The 14,316-nt window shown below is 76.3% G+C and carries 10 protein-coding genes; 3 read left to right on the top strand and 7 right to left on the bottom strand.

All coding sequences use genetic code 11. The features are described 5' to 3' along the window. The gene (locus ACIQGV_RS04540) at window positions 1-432 is read left to right on the top strand and encodes an acyl-CoA thioesterase (protein ID WP_402490357.1); all 432 of its coding nucleotides are present in this window, start codon (window positions 1-3) and stop codon (window positions 430-432) included. Beyond that, window positions 429-1,094, top strand: a complete 666-nt coding sequence (locus ACIQGV_RS04535; protein WP_402490354.1) for a hypothetical protein — start codon at window positions 429-431, stop codon at window positions 1,092-1,094. The genes ACIQGV_RS04540 and ACIQGV_RS04535 overlap by 4 nt, the downstream gene beginning before the upstream one ends. 52 nt (window positions 1,095-1,146) lie before the next feature. Here ACIQGV_RS04535 and ACIQGV_RS04530 read toward each other — a convergent pair whose 3' ends face one another. The 4 genes from ACIQGV_RS04530 to ACIQGV_RS04515 all read right to left on the bottom strand — a co-directional run bounded on the left by ACIQGV_RS04530 (window position 1,147) and on the right by ACIQGV_RS04515 (window position 8,677). Next, entirely contained in the window at window positions 1,147-2,100 is a 954-nt protein-coding gene (locus ACIQGV_RS04530) for an ABC transporter ATP-binding protein (RefSeq protein WP_402491030.1), read from the bottom strand. Window positions 2,101-2,114: 14 nt separating this feature from the next. Continuing rightward, on the bottom strand, window positions 2,115-4,856 hold the full coding sequence (locus tag ACIQGV_RS04525; RefSeq protein ID WP_402490351.1) for an FtsX-like permease family protein: 2,742 nt from the start codon (window positions 4,854-4,856) through the stop codon (window positions 2,115-2,117). Beyond that, a complete protein-coding gene (locus ACIQGV_RS04520) occupies window positions 4,853-8,092 on the bottom strand; it encodes an FtsX-like permease family protein (RefSeq protein WP_402490348.1) in 3,240 nt (1,079 codons plus the stop codon). Before ACIQGV_RS04520 ends, ACIQGV_RS04525 begins: the two co-directional genes overlap by 4 nt. 174 nt (window positions 8,093-8,266) lie before the next feature. Further along, window positions 8,267-8,677, bottom strand: a complete 411-nt coding sequence (locus ACIQGV_RS04515) for a globin (RefSeq protein WP_402490345.1) — start codon at window positions 8,675-8,677, stop codon at window positions 8,267-8,269. A gap of 151 nt (window positions 8,678-8,828) precedes the next feature. Here ACIQGV_RS04515 and ACIQGV_RS04510 point away from each other — a divergent pair, with 151 nt between their 5' ends. Beyond that, window positions 8,829-9,818: a methyltransferase domain-containing protein gene (locus tag ACIQGV_RS04510; protein ID WP_402490343.1), complete on the top strand. Its 990-nt coding sequence runs from the start codon at window positions 8,829-8,831 to the stop codon at window positions 9,816-9,818. A gap of 246 nt (window positions 9,819-10,064) precedes the next feature. Here the strand turns inward: ACIQGV_RS04510 and ACIQGV_RS04505 are convergent, their stop codons facing one another. From ACIQGV_RS04505 to ACIQGV_RS04495, 3 genes are all read right to left on the bottom strand, one after another. Beyond that, window positions 10,065-11,345, bottom strand: a complete 1,281-nt coding sequence (locus ACIQGV_RS04505; RefSeq protein ID WP_402490340.1) for an FHA domain-containing protein — start codon at window positions 11,343-11,345, stop codon at window positions 10,065-10,067. Between the two features lie 48 nt (window positions 11,346-11,393). After that, window positions 11,394-12,740, bottom strand: a complete 1,347-nt coding sequence (locus tag ACIQGV_RS04500; protein ID WP_402490337.1) for a VWA domain-containing protein — start codon at window positions 12,738-12,740, stop codon at window positions 11,394-11,396. Between the two features lie 128 nt (window positions 12,741-12,868). Then, window positions 12,869-14,314 (bottom strand): PP2C family serine/threonine-protein phosphatase, encoded by a 1,446-nt coding sequence (locus ACIQGV_RS04495; protein ID WP_402490334.1) that lies wholly within the window; start codon window positions 14,312-14,314, stop codon window positions 12,869-12,871. Window positions 14,315-14,316 lie beyond the last annotated feature (2 nt).

Below are 14,316 nucleotides of genomic sequence, written 5' to 3'. Positions count from 1 at the left end.
TTGCGCCACCTCTACCGCTGCCCGCTGCGCTGGGCGGACATGGACGCGTACGGCCACGTCAACAACGTGGTGTTCCTGCGCTACCTGGAGGAAGCCCGTATCGACTTCCTCTTCCGCCCGGAGAAGGACTTCAAGCAGGGGTCCGTGGTGGCACGCCACGAGATCGACTACAAACGGCAGCTCGTCCACCGGCAGACGCCCGTGGACATCGAGCTGTGGGTCACCGAGATCAGAGCGGCGTCCTTCACCCTCTCCTACGAGGTGAAGGACGGCGACCTGGTCTACGTGCGCGCCGCGACGGTCATCGTGCCGTTCGACTTCGAGGCCCAGCGCCCCCGCCGGATCACCGCGGAGGAACGCGCGTTCCTCCTGGAGTACACGGACGACGCCGGGGCCGACGCCGGGGCCGAGGAGGAGGCCGTCGCCGCATGACGGTGCTCCAGCTGGCCGACGAGGGGGAGGCGGCGGATCTCGCGGCCTTCCTCTCCCGGCTGCTCCACTACGACCGTGCGGCCGCGGTGCGTCTCCAGGCGGCCGGCACGGCCCTGGCCGTCTTCGGGCGGCCGCCGTCCTTCGAGGTGCTCGCGATCCGCGCGGTGCGCCTGGCCAAGCCGTACGAGGACGGCCTGGAGGTCACGCTCGACATCACCGTCTCCGCCGGTGAACTCCTCGACGGCGTCCGGGAGTCGGCGGCCACGGCCGCCGTCCCGGCCGCGGTGACCGGGCCGCCGTGGGCCGGGGTGCTGCCGCCGCGCGGCGGCTGGAAGCCCGAACCGGGCCTGCCCGCCACGGACGCGCTGCGGGCCATGGTGGCCGCGGCGGTGGCCGAGTTCCGCTCCCGCACGGAGGAACTCGCGCCGCAGAGCCGTACGCGCGCCGAACTCGACCGGATCGGCCGGGAGATCTGGTCGCGGACCGTCGGGGAGACGGGGCTGCCGGTGCGTGCCGTGCACGCCGCGCAGTCGCTGGGCTTCCTGCGGGGCGCGGACCCCGTGCTGTTCTCGTCCGGCGCGTGGCTGCGGCTGCGCACCCCCTTCGGCTCCGTCGCCGTACGGCGCGCGGGAGCCGGTGCGCTCGGGCTCAGCGTGCGCTGACCGGCGCCCGACGGGTCCGGGCCCCGGTCCGGCCGGTCGTGCGGCGGGGACCTCAGTCCGCCGAGTCGTCCGGCCACACCCCGATGTGGTCCTCCTCCAGTTCCAGGGCGACCCGGTCGCGCATGCCCAGGCTCCTGGTGTACTCGGCCGGGAGCTGGAGCCGGCCCGCGCGGTCGAGCATGGCGTACTCGCGGGCGACGACGGTCTCGTGGCCGGTCTCCTCGTCGATGCGGCTGCGGCGCAGCACCTCGGTGGAGGTGCGGCCGTCGCGGATGGCGACCGTGCGGCGGACCTCGGTGGCGACGGCCTGGTCGTGGGTGACGATGACGACGGTCGTGCCGAGCTGCTCGTTCGCGGTGCGGAAGGCGCCGAAGACCTGCTCGGCGGTCTGGGAGTCCAGTTCGCCGGTGGGTTCGTCGGCCAGCAGGACCGCCGGGTCGTTGGCGAGGGCCACCGCGATCGCGCAGCGCTGCTGCTGGCCGCCGGACATCTGGTGGGGGCGGCGGTCGCGGCAGTCGGCGATCCGGAGCAGATCCAGCAGTTCCAGGGCGCGTCCGGTCCGGTCCCTGCGGCGGCGCCGGGAGCCGGACAGCCGCATGGGCAGCAGCACGTTCTGCGCGGCCGTCAGATACGGCAGGAGGTTGCGGGAGGTCTGCTGCCACACGAAGCCGACGACCTCGCGGCGGTAGGCGAGGCGGTCCCCGGCCGTCATGGCGAGCAGATCGCGCCCCGCGACCCGGGCCGCGCCCGCGGTGGGGGTGTCCAGGCCGGCCAGGACGTTCATCAGCGTGGACTTGCCGCTGCCGGAGGCGCCCACCAGGGCGATCAGCTCGCCCTCACGGACCAGCAGGTCGAGTCCCTGCAGGGCCTGCACCTCGACGCCGTCCGTGGTGAAGATGCGCACCAGCCGGTCGCAGGTGATCAGCGCGTCGTGCCCGAAGGCGGGGGTGGCGCGGGCGGCGGTGGCCCGCCGGGCCAGCTCGGCGAGCGTCGGATCCGTCGTCATCATGTCCCTTCCGGTCATCGGCTGTCTCCCGCCCTCAGTTCCGTCACCGATCCGCGGCGCCCCGTCCACCATGCCTGGGCCGCCGCCACGCCCACCGTCACCAGCAGCACCGCGACCGCGGGGACGGCCAGGGACACCGCGTCCGTGCGGAGTTCCGCGGGGATCGGCGCGGAGGGGGCGGAGGACAGGGCGAGGACCGTCAGGTCGACGCCGGGCGCGAGCAGCCGGATCGTGGCCCAGCCGGTGAGCACCCCGCCGAGCGCGGCGAGCACGGCCTGCGGCAGGGACTCCAGGACCAGCAGCCGGCGGCCCTGGGCGCGGGTGAGGCCCATCGTGCGCAGCCGGGCGAGCAGCGCACGGCGTTCGGGGGCCGAGCGCAGCAGCGACAGCAGCAGGGTGAGGACGGCGTAGCCGGATCCGGCGGCGACCGCGGCGGCGTAGACGCGTTCGGCCCCCGACTGCACGGGCGAGTCGACCCAGCGTCCCCGCTCCTCGGAGCGCAGCCGGACGTCAGCGCGGGGTTCCGCCGCCCGGCGCAGCGCGGCCCCGTCCACGCCGCCGGTCAGCAGCAGCACGGTCGGCCGGGCCGCCTCGGGGCTGAGTCCGGCGCGGTCCACGACCAGGAAGTCGGTGCCGCCCAGGGCCGGGGTGCGGTCCCGGACGAGGGCGATGCGGACGGTGACGATCGTGCCGTCCTGCATCCGCACCGGGAAGGGCCCGGTCCCGTAGGACTCGGCGACGCCGGGAGAGGCCAACGCCGGCAGCGGGGCGTTCCCCGCGGCGGGCCGGCGCAACTGCCCCGCGGGGAAGGCGCCGAGGCCGGTGCGGCCGGCGAGGGCGGCGTAGGAGGCCGGGTCGACGCCCGCCACCGGCAGGGTCTGCTGGCGGCCGCGGGGCCGGGCCTGGTAGGCGATGCTCAGCTCGGTCACCCGGTCCGCGCCCGCCGTGCGGCGGACCTGCGCGGGCACCGAGGCGGGCAGGCCCTCGACGGCCTCGACGCGGGCGTCGGCGCCCACCGCGAGCAGCGCGGCGGCGTCACGGGCCTCGCGCACGCCGGCCAGGACCGAGCCGCCGAACGCGGCCGTGGTCAGCGCGGTCGACAGCGCCAGCAGCGGCAGCACCGCGGAGGCGGAGCCGCGGCCCGCGCGGGCCAGCGACAGATGCCCGACCGCGCCCCGCAGCCGGGCGGCCGGGCGGGCCAGGAACCGCAGCGGCAGCGGATGGAGGCGGACCAGCACCAGGGCGGCGATCACGGCGACCAGCACCGGCGCGGCGGACATCAGTTGGTCCCCGCCGGCGTCCTCGCCGGACAGACCGCGCCGGCGCAGTGTCTCCACGGCGCCCGCCGCCAGCACCACGAGGGTCAGTTCGGCGACGGTACGGCGCCGGGAGGGCCGTACGGCGGTCACGTCGGTCCGTACGGTGTGCACGCCGACGGTGGCGTGGGCGGCCGCGGCGCGCAGCGGCAGGGCGAGGCAGGCGACCGCCGTGACCGCGAGGGCGGCGGCCGCCGCGGGGGCGAGACGGGCGCCGGGCAGCGCGAGGACGGCGGTGCCCAGGCCGGCGGCGGCCGCGGGCAGCGCCACGGTCGTGGTCTCGCCGAGCAGCCGCAGGGCCAGACCGGTCAGGGAGGCGCCGCGGGCGCGCAGCAGGGCGAGTTCGTGGCGGCGGCGGTCCGCGGCGAGGCCGCCCGCCGTCACCAGGACGACCAGCGCGACCGTGCCCGCGCCGAACGCGGCGACCGCGATCAGCGGGGTGATGCTGTCGCGCAGCCCCTCGTAGGCGCCGAGGATCTCGTCGAGGTCGGTGGACGCCTCGGTGCGGTCGTCGGTGTACGAGCGGACCTCGCTCAGGGACGGGCCGGCCTCCAGCGAGGCCACCGCGGACCTCAGCCGGTCCAGGTCGTGGCTGTGCAGGGCGTCCGGGTCGGGAGCCGGCTGCCAGTAGCGGACCGGGTCTCCGGCGGTGCCGAGGAGCGCCGGGCCGGCTTCGGGGGCGAGCAGCAGGGCGCCGAGCCAGTAGGCGCTGTGGTCGGGGTCGTCGGGGACGTAGATCAGCGCGGGGGTGCGCAGGACCGGCTGGGTCGACCAGTAGGCGCCGGACGGTTCGCGCGGGGTGAGGACGCCGGTGATCCGTACGGCCAGGGGCCGCCCCGGGCGGGGGACGTGGATGACCGAACCGACCCGGATGCGCAGGTGCTTCGCGGTCTCCGCGGTGACCGCCGCCTCCACCTCGGCGGTCCCGGCGGTCACCGAGCCGGCCGCGGCGCGCGGCAGCCGGCCCTCGGCCGTACGGGAGTGGCGGGCCAGCGCGTTCTGGGCGACGAGCGTGACATGCGCGGGCAGTCCGCTCGGCCGGGCGAGGAAGGTGTCGGGGACCTCCATGTGCGTGTCGGTGCGCACCCCGTACGAGGACTGCTCGGGATCGGCGGCGAACGGGGCGTGGAGGGCGTCGAGGACGGCGGACTGGCCGGCCGCGAGCCGCGCGGGCCGCATCGCGCTCTCGCGGTCGCCCTGGGGCAGCTGGGACCCGGGCGGCGGCGCGTACAGCCTGAAGGTGGTGCGGTCGGGCCGGGCGTCGGCGACGGCCCGGCGCAGACCGGCGTCCTGGTGGCGGTCGAGGGCGCGCGGGAACGCGGCGGCCAGGCACGCGGTCAGCGCGACCAGCACGGCCAGCGCCCACGCGGCGCCGGGCGCGGCCCGCAGCCGGGTGCGCACCCAGGGCACCTGTACGGCTTCGTCCGGACGCAACGTCACTCGCCTCCCTGCCGCAGCGCCGTCGCGGGGTCCGCCCGGCGCAGCGCGAGTACGGCCGTCACCAGCAGCGGGGTGAGGACCACCGCCGCGAGCAGGAGCGCCACCCGGCCGGGCGGAAGCTCCACGAGCAGTTCGGGGACCGGGCGGGTGGCCTGCGAGGTGAGCACGATCAGCGGGATCACCGCCCGGGTCAGGACCGCGCCGAGCGCCGTGCCCGCGACCAGCCCGAGCCCGACGAGGACGCCCTGCTCGGCGGCGATCGTGCGGGCCAGTCCGCGCCGGCCCGCGCCGAGCGCGCGCAGCACGGCGAACTCGGCGTCCCGCTCCCGCAGCGATCCGGCCGCGCTCACCGCGAATCCGACCGCGGCCAGCGCCGCCGCCACGAGGGCCGCGGCGGCGAACGCGGCGCCCGGTCCGGCGCCGAAGGGGTCGTCGCGCAGCTGCCCGGCGAGTTCCTCGCGCACCACCACCTGGGCGGGGTCCATGTCGGGCCGGGCCCGCAGCGCGGCCGCCGTCCCGTGGGGCGCGTCCGTGGCGAGCCACCACTCGGTGGGGACGACGCCGGGGGTCCGGGCGGCCTGGAGGACCCGGTTGACCGCCCGCAGGTCGACCAGGACCGCTCCGCCCGTGTGGTCGTCGGGGGTGGTCGGCAGGGCCCGGACGGAGGCCACGATCGTGACGGGGAGGGTCCGGCCGCCGAAGGCGAGGCCGACGCGGTCGCCGGTGTGCGCTCCGGTGGAGTCGAGGTAGCTGTCGGTGGCGACGGCGGCGATGCGGGGCGTGGGAGGCTGCCGGGCCTGCAGTCGGACGGTCACCGCCGAGGGGACGATGTAGCCGTCGTCCGGGAGGTGGCCGGTGCCGTACTCGACGGTCGGCGGCCGCCGCGAGGTGATCTTCGGTTGGGTGGGGTTGGCCAGGGAGCCCGGCACGGCCTCCACGCCGTCGACCCCGGCTCGCGCGCTCCAGGAGGCGGGCAGTTCCAGGCGCCGTTCCGTGCCGTCGCCGGTCCGCGCGGTCAGCTCCCGTACGGTGACGCGGTGCCGCTCGCTGACGCCGTACGGCTGGGACATCGTCAGCTGTACGCCGGTGAGCAGCAGCGTGCCGCGGACGCCGGGCAGGTCGAGGGTCAGGACGCGGGCGCGGCCGTCGGAGGCGAGGGTGCCGGCCGGGAGGTCGTGGGGGGTGCCGTGGCCGTCCTCCAGGGTGACCGTCACATCGGCGGTCGTACCGGCCCTCGGGGCGGAGTCCAGGGCCAGGGACAGCCGCAGCCGGGTGGTGCCCGGGGGGATCCGGGTGCCGGCCGTGGTGCCCTTGGGGCCGAGCCGGGACAGCAGCGGGCGCACCGGTTCGGAGGCGAGGTCGGGGCGCAGCAGCACCGCGTCCGCGGCGTGCGCGGTGTCCAGCGCCAGCACGGTCGCCGTACGGTTGCCGGACAGCGACTGGGTGGTGCGGACGGCGGGGGCGACGGCGTCGACGCCGGGGACGGCCGCGTACTCCTCGGTGCGGCCGAGCCCGGCGTCCCCGGCGGCCAGCACACGGACCGGCGCACCGGCGCGGAAGTCGGCCTGGTCGTCCTGCGAGCGCTCCCACGAGGCGCCCTGGCCGAGCGCCAGCATGCCCAGTGCGATGGCGAGGACGAGCAGCAGCACGGGGCCCGCGCCGCGCATCGGGCGGCGGCTGAGCTGCCAGCCTGCCAGGGCCGCGGCGAGGCCCCGCCCGCCGGCCGCGCGGTGTTCGGCGAGCCGGGCCAGCGGCGGCAGCAGACGCAGCGTCAGCACCGTGCCCGCGAGCAGCGCGAGGGCGGGAGCGGCCACCAGCAGCGGGTCGACGCCGAGGGTGCCGGAGGCGTCGTCGGTGACCGCGCCCGAGTCCTGCCGGTCCAGCTGCCGGTAGGCGACGGCGGCCACCACCAGCAGGGCCACGTCCGCGCCCGCGCGCAGCGGGGCGGGCAGCGCACGGGCCCGGCCGGGCCGCAGCCCCTGCGAGGTCAGCGCGGGCAGCGTCACCGCGAGGGCGCAGCCGAGGGCCGTGCCGCCCGCGACCAGCCGGACGCCGAGCATGCCGTCGCCGGGGATCTCCAGGTGCAGGCCGATCCGGGCGAGCGCGCCCTGTCCGGCGAGCAGCCGGGTCAGCGATCCGGCGAGCAGCGGCGCGGCCACCACGGCGGGCAGCGCCAGCAGCAGCGCCTCCAGGGCGGCGTGGGCCGCGATCCGGGCACGGGAGGCGCCGCGGGCCCGCAGCAGCCGGGTCTCGCCCGCGCGTTCGCTGCTCAGCAGCCGCGCCACCAGCAGCAGCGCGTACAGGGCGAGCAGCACCAGCAGCAGGGCGACGATCAGCAGGGTGGAGCGGGAGACGAGCAGGGAGCGTTCCACCCGGTCCAGGACGGCGGGCAGCTCGGTGGTCGCGGCGGTGGCGCCGCGCAGCGCGGGTACCTCGCGCAGGGAGCCGCTGTGGGTGGCGGCCGACTCGCGCAGGGCGCCGATCCGGCCGGCGGTCAGCGCGGAGAAGTCGGGCGAGGCGACCCAGCCGGTGGCGCCCTCGCTCACCCGGCCGCCGGCCAGGACGTCCGGGGCAGCCAGCAGCGGCCCGTACGTGGTGAAGCCGCCCTGCTTGACCCCGCGGCCGCCGAGGTCGTCCAGTTCCCAGTACGGGTCCGCCGTGTCCGAGGGCCGGTAGACACCGGTGACACGGACGCGGGCGGCGGGGCCGTCGAGCCGGTCGGTGAGGGTGAGGCGCTCGCCGGCCCGCAGCCCCAGGCGTTCGGCCGCGGTCTGCGGCACGGCCACCTCGATCGTGCCGTCGCCGGTCGGCTTCGGCAGCCGCCCGGACACCAGCCGCACCTGTGCCGTCTCCAGCGCGGCGAAGTACGCCAGATCCGGGTTCTCCTGCGCGTCGTGCCCGCCGGGCAGGGCGTAGGAGCCGGAGCGGTGGAGGGTGCGCACGCTCGCGGGGAAGCCGTCGAAGGTGCGCCGGGCCCCGTCGCGTACGGCGGTGTCGGCGGCGGTGCGGTCCGCACGTGGCACGTCCGCCTTGACGATCAGGGCGGTGTCGGCGGAGTTGCGGGGATCGGCCAGGGCGTGCCGCAGGGCGGCGTCGCCGATCGCGCCCGAGTAGGCGGTGAGGGTCGCCAGGACGGCGGTGGTCAGCAGGACGGTGAGCAGCGCGGCGGCCAGCAGAAGCCGGTGCGCCCGCGCACGCAGCAGCACGAATCCCGCAGCCCCCGTGAACCCCGTCACCCGGCCCCCCCGCCGTCGAGTCACTCCTGTTGTCCGGACCTTCGGGCGATGCTGTCAGAGCGTGACGGCGGGGGTAAGCGCCTGTAGATCAGGTTTGACCGGATCGTGACCGGAAATCGGCGTTCCGTGACCGGAATTCGGGATTCTGTGCTGCCGAGTGTGCGGTGGAGCGGATCAGTCGGCGGTGTTCACCATCGACGCGGCCGCGTACTCCAGGTAGTTCCACAGCGTGTGCTCGTGCTCCTCGGACAGGCCCAGCCCGTCCACGGCCGCCCGCATGTGCCTCAGCCACGCGTCGTGCGCGGCGCGGTCGACCTTGAAAGGGGCGTGCCGCATCCGCAGCCGGGGGTGGCCGCGGTTCTCGCTGTACGTCGTGGGACCGCCCCAGTACTGCATGAGGAACAGCGCCATGCGCTCCTCGGCCGGACCCAGGTCCTCCGGGTACATGGGCCGCAGCAGCGGATCCTCGGCGACTCCCTCGTAGAACCGGTGGACCAGGCGGCGGAAGGTCTCCTCCCCGCCGACCTGCTCGTAGAAGGTCTGCTCCTGAAGCGTGCCGCGCCTAATCTCTCTCACGCCCTCCATGCTCTCAGACGGCACGGCCGAGGACCCGAGGCTTAGGACCCCTCCCCGAAGGCTCCTCCGGCCCCCTCCGGGCCCCCGGGTCCCGCCCGGCCCCGGACCCTCCGGACCTGCGGTGCTCGCCGGGCGGCGGGATGCGCAGGACAGTGGAGCCATGGGCACTGGCGACCGGCGACCGGAGGATCCCGCCGCTGCCGCGCGGACGGAGCTGGTGCGGGAGATCGAGCGCGGCGGGGCCTGGGCCGCGGACCCGGTGTGGCGGGAGGTGTTCCTCGCGGTCCCGCGGCATCTGTTCGTGCCCTACTACTACGTCACCGTCGCGGGCGGCTTCGAACGGCGCTGGGCCGAGCATCCCGACCCCGCGGCGCGCGCACGCTGGCTGCGCGGCGCGTACGCCGACGTTCCGCTGGCCACCCGGCTGCGCGACGGCGAACTGGTCTCCTCCAGCAGCCAGCCCTCCCTCATGGCGGCGATGCTCGCCGAACTCGGGGTGCGCGACGGCGACCGGGTGCTGGAGATCGGCGCCGGCACCGGCTACAACGCCGCCCTGCTGGCACACCGGCTCGGCGACGACCGGCTCGTCACCACCGTCGACCTGGACCCGGAGATCACCGAGTCCGCGCGTCGGCACCTGGCCGCCGCCGGGTACCACCCCCGGGTCGTCACCGGGGACGGGGCACGCGGGGTGCCGCAACGGGCGCCCTTCGACCGGATCCTCGCCACCTGCGCCCTGCCGACCGTTCCGCGCGTGTGGCTGGCGCAGTGCCGGCCCGGCGGGCGGGTGCTGACGCCCCTCGCCACCGGACTGGTCGCGCTGGACGTGAGCGGTGCGGCGCACGCCGAAGGGGGCTTCCTGGACACCCCCGCGTACTTCGTGCCGCTGCGCGGCGGGACGCGGCCCGTCCCGCCGGGGCCCGCCGTGCCGGCCGGGGTGCCCCGGCGGGGCAGGCAGCACGACCTGTTCCGCTTCCTGCTGGCACTCACCCGGGAGAGCCTCGACCCACGGGAGGCGTACGCCCTGTGGGAGCGGGAGGGCAGACCGGGACGGCGGCGCTACGGCATCACCGTCACCGGCGACCGCGCCTGGGCGTGGCTGGACGACCCGGCGGGCCCCTACGCGTGGCCCCTGCCGGGGAGTCCCTAGGGCTGTGGCCGGAGAGGCCCGCCGGAAGGCTCGCGGCGTCCGGTGCCGGGGGTACCCCCACGCCTTTCGGGCAGTGGGGGAGCATCGCGAGGCGGAGCATCACCCGCGCACCGGATGTACTCGGGTGATGCGACGACGCGGCATGGGGGTACCCCCGGCCCAAGGCCGGGGGAGTGCCGTGCCGCGTCGTCGCGAGCCGGTGAACCTCTCCGGTCACGGCACCGGCGGCCCGGCCCGCCGGGTCGCTCAGCCCCGGCGGACCGTGATGGTCGTCCAGGCGCCGACGTGCACCCGGTCGCCGTCCTGGAGCGGCACCGGCACGAACGGCTGGATCGGCTCCTCGGAACCGTTCACCGTGGTGCCGTTGGTCGAGTTCTGGTCGACGACCGCCCAGCCGCCGTCCGGCTGCTGGACCAGGACGGCGTGCTGGTGCGAGACGCCCGGGTCCTCCGGCGGCACCGACAGGTCGATGTCGGGCGTCTCGCCGGTGGAGTGGCGGCGACGGCCGATGGTGAGCTGGTTGCCGGTCAGCGTGCGCTGCTGCTCCGGCGAGTACGCGGGCAGGTTCAGTCCCGCGGCCTCGGGGCCGGAGCGGTGCATCATCGCCATGAAGTACTCGCGGTCCGGGCCGATCGTCGCCGTCCACGTCGCCGGCCGCTGAGGGACGGGCGGCGCCGTGTGAGCGGGGCCGGGCTGCGGGTAGCCGTAGCCGCCCTGCGGAGCGCCCGGACCTCCCGGGCCGGCCGGGCCCGCGGACGAGGGCGGGGAGAGCAGCCAGTCGTCGGCGGCCGGGACGCCGCCCTGCCGGGGGTGGCCGGTCTCCTGCGGGAACGCCGGGGGAGGCGGGGGGCCGGGCTGGAACGCCTGCGGGGCACCGGGAGCACCGTGCCCGCCACCGGGCGCACCCGGACCGCCCGGACCCGGGCCGGGACCGCCCGGGCCGCCGTGGCCCGCGCCCGGACCGCCCGGACCGAAGCCCTGACCCGGGCCGCCGGGACCGAAGCCCGGAGCGCCCGGACCGCCCGGCGTCGGGCCCGGCGGGGGCGGGACGGGGCGGGACGGTTCGGCGCCGAAGGGCGGACCCGGCGGGATCGGCTCGGCGGGGCGGTTCATCTGCGACGGCCGCGAACCCTGGTAGTCGAAGGAGTCGGTGCCGCCGTACGACGGCCCCGCGGGCGGCCGCTGGAACGGCGCGCCCGGACCGCCGGCCGGCGGCCGCGGGGCGGCCGGGGTGTACGAGGTCGCCGTGTTGGTGAGGAAGTTCCAGCGGCACTCCTCGCAGAACGGAGCGCCGCCCTCACGCGGCGTACGGCACTGCGGGCACAGCTCCGGCTCGCGGTCCGGGAACCCGGACAGGTGCGGGGCGGGCCCGCCGCCGGGGCCGGGAGGCTGCGGGAAGCCGTAGCCACCGGTCGCCGGGGGCGGCGGCGGGGGCGGCGGCGGAGGCACGGCACCGGCCATGCGGTGACCGCAGACCTCGCACCAGTCGTCGGAACCCGACTGGTGTCCGTTCGGGCAGGTCGGCATGTCGGCGCGTCCCTCTCTCCTGCGGTGTACTACCGGGGTCGTACTGCGTCATTTCTTTACACGAACAGTCTTTGTGGACCGGGTCTCGAGGGTCATCTCGTCGGCCTCCGCGACCTTCGCCTTCAGTCGCACAGTACCTGTCGCCGCGTCGACCACGTCCACCACCTTCGAAAGGAGTTTCGCAGTATCGGCATTCCCCGAGGCGCTCGCGAGCTGAACGGCACGGCCCAGTTTGGCCGTTGCTCCGTCGAAATCGCCCGCTTTGCGAGCGTCCAGGCCCTGCTGGATGACCTGGGCCAGCTCCGCCTGCCCGGTGTAGTGGGCGACCTGGGGGTTGATCGACGTCGAGGCGGCCATGTCGTCGGTCCACACGGCCCGGACGAGACCCTGCGCGCCCAGGTTCCGGACGCTGCCGTCGGGCTGCGGGACCACCAGGGACGCCCGCGCGGCCAGCATCTCCTGGCCGAGGTTCGCCGCCGGGACCTCGACGCACACGTGGTAGTCCCGGGACTCGTCCCCCCAGGAGCCGGTGGGGTAGTCCCCCGCACGCGGCCCCGCCTCGGTGCGCCGGTCCGTCAACTCCTCGACCGTGGGCGCCACTTGCTTGACGAACCTGATGGTCGTGCCGACCGGGGTCCACAGCCTGAGGGCGACGTCCGCGACCTCCTTGCCCATGGCCGTCTCCATCATCCCCGTGAAGTCGGCGGCGAGCCCGGCCGGGTCCGCGACGATGTCGGCCGTGCCGAGCAGCGCCGAGGCGATCGCTGTGACCTCTTTCACTTCCCAGTCGGTGCCCACACCCCGCGCGTCACAGGTGAAACGCCCGGCGCACGCGTCCAGCGCGGCGCGCAGGTCCTCGGGTGACTCGTGTTCATTGCGGCCGTCGGTGAGCAGGATCCCGTGCCGGATGGCGACGTCCGCCGAGGACAGCAGACGGTCGGCGAGCCGCAGCCAGGTGCCGATGGCGGTGCCGCCGCCCGCGGCGAGCCGGCGCAGCGCCTGCTTGGCCTGCTCACGGGTGGTGGCGTCGGCGACGGCGAGCCGGCCGCCGCCGGGGTAGACCTCCCGGGCGACGTGCGTGCCGTCGATCACCGCGAAGTGCACGCCGTCGCGCAGCGTGTCGATCGCGGCGGCCGTCGCGTCGCGGGCGTTGCGCATCTTGGTCGGCGGGTAGTCCATCGAGCCCGAGCAGTCGACCATGAGCGCCACCGCCGCGGACGGGCTCCGCCCCGGGGTGAAGACATGGGGCGCGGCGACCGCGCCGCCGATCGTCCCGCCGCCCGTGGCGGTGACGGTGACGATCGCGTTGACCTCCCGGCCGCCCTCCGGCAGGTACTCGTTCTGGTACACGTCCACCGAGAACTGCGGCACGTTCGACTTCGAGAAATTGGCCATGCCTGGTGACTTCCCCCTCGACGCTCCCGCCGTGGCGGGGCGATGACTGTGGGCGGACCGGTCCCCTCCGGTCCGCCGCTGCTTCCCCGTTGCGGAGCGCCGGCACTACGGCGCCCTGTGGTGCGGCCTCAGGCCGATCCTGCCCCCTGGGGAGGGACCGGGAACGGCACGACCGCCACTGTTACGTTGTCGTGGCCGCCGCCGTCGAGCGCGTGGCCGACCAGGACCCGGGCGCTGTGCAGCGGGCGTACGGCCGCGTCGAGGGGCAGGGCGTCGGCCATCTCCTCCGCCGCCTCGGCGTAGTTCCACAGCCCGTCGGTGCAGACGATCACCACGCCGGGCCGGTCCGGCTTGAACGACGCGGTGTGCGGCTCCAGTTCGTAGGCGTCGGCGCCGAGCCAGCCGGTGATGGCGTGGGCACGTTCGTCGGCGTACGCCTCGGCCTCGTTCATCAGCCCCGCGGCGACCATCTGCGCCGCCCAGGAGTCGTCCTCGGTGAGCCGGGCCGCGGGCGCGGAACGGTCCAGCGGCACCCAGTAGACGCGGCTGTCGCCGACCCAGCCGACGACCAGCAGGCCGGCGGTGACCACCGTGCCCACCAGGGTGCAGGCCGGGGCGTTCTGGTGCGGGGCGTGCTCCCGGGCCGTCGCGGGCTCCTCGGCGAGGGAGTTCACCGCCCGGGACGCGGCGACGATCGCCTCGTGCATCGCCGTCTGCGGATGCGTGCCCCGCGGCAGGGCGTCCAGCAGGACCTCGCTCGCCGCCTGCGACGCGGCCAGCGACGCCTCGTCGGGGCGGGTGGCCGAGGAGACGCCGTCGCAGACGATCGCCAGCACGGCCGGGGAGCCGTCGGGCAGCGCGGTGCGGCCCACGGCGAACGCGTCCTCGTTGCGGTGGTGGCGCAGACCCCGGTCACTGACGGCGGCCACCGGGCCGCACTCCTGCTCCATGTGGTCGCGCTCGCGCGGCTGCGCGTGCCCGCAGTTCTCGCAGTAGCCGTCGCCGTCCACCCGGCCCGCCCGGCAGGCCACGCACAGCGTCGGCTCGCCGCCCACGTCGTCCGGCTCGGCCACCCGCGGGTCGGGAGCCTGAAGGGGGTACTCGTCCGGCTCGCCGGCGGGACGGTCGAAGCGGACCCCCGCGGCGGGAGCGGCCGGCGCCTGCGCCGGAGGCGGCGGCACGGCCGGCTGCTGCGCGGGAACGGACGAGGACGGCGCCGGGGCGTACGACGGCTGCGCCGCCGGGCCCGGCCCCCCGGTCCCGTCCGGACCCTGCGGACGGCCGGCGGAGGGCAGCGGGCCGCCGCCGGAGTCCGTGCCCGCGAGATCCGCCGGCAGGTGCACCGGCGTCGCGGAGCCCGCGGAGCCCGGCCCCCCGGCCGAGGGCCAGCCCGCGGCGGCGGCCGGCGCGTGCGGCGCGGAACCGTTCATGGTCAGCGTCGGCTGGTCACCGGGCGGTTCGGGCACGGCGGACAGGTCGTGTCCGCACGCGCCGCAGAAACGGTCACCCGGCTCCAGCGGCTCCGCACAGCTCGGACACCTCGACAAGGAGGCATGCTGAGGCATCTGCGACATCA

Origin of the sequence: Streptomyces sp. NPDC093094 (assembly GCF_044754345.1) — a bacterium.
Taxonomy (GTDB): Bacteria; Actinomycetota; Actinomycetes; order Streptomycetales; family Streptomycetaceae; genus Streptomyces.
Note: the sequence above shows the minus strand (reverse complement) of the source record. Positions and strands in the feature narration are given on the sequence as shown.